A 343-nucleotide genomic window follows, 5' to 3' on the forward strand; every position below is an offset into this window, starting at 1 on the left:
CTGTTCGCCCATCCGCGCAACAAGCCGTCCGCACGCCTGCATGAATCACTGGGCCTCGCCACGGTCGATACGCCCACCGGCATCGTCCTCAAGGTCGACGAGCGCCGCCAAACCAGCATGCCCGGCATCTACGCCGCTGGCGACCTCGCCACGCCCTTCTTGCCCTCGGTCACCCAGGCATCATCGCAGGGCGCGATGGCGGGTATCTTCGCCCAGCAGTCGATGGTGGTTTGAGAGCACAGATCCCTGCTCTTGTTGCGTCGTCGCCTTCGAAAAGGTTGGCGTAAATCGACGCGGCGAAAGGCGGATCGTCGAGTCAAGGAGATGACATGGCAAAGCAAAG

Annotated in this window: 1 protein-coding gene; it reads left to right on the forward strand. The window is 62.7% G+C overall.

Annotated elements, in window-relative coordinates:
- Positions 1 to 234, forward strand: a 234-nt coding sequence (locus HWY30_RS40940; protein WP_176079073.1) for an FAD-dependent oxidoreductase, incomplete at its 5' end; no start/stop codon positions are given.
- Positions 235 to 343 lie beyond the last annotated feature (109 nt).

It is taken from the genome of Paraburkholderia tuberum STM678 (assembly GCF_902833905.1).
Taxonomy (GTDB): domain Bacteria; phylum Pseudomonadota; class Gammaproteobacteria; order Burkholderiales; family Burkholderiaceae; genus Paraburkholderia; species Paraburkholderia tuberum.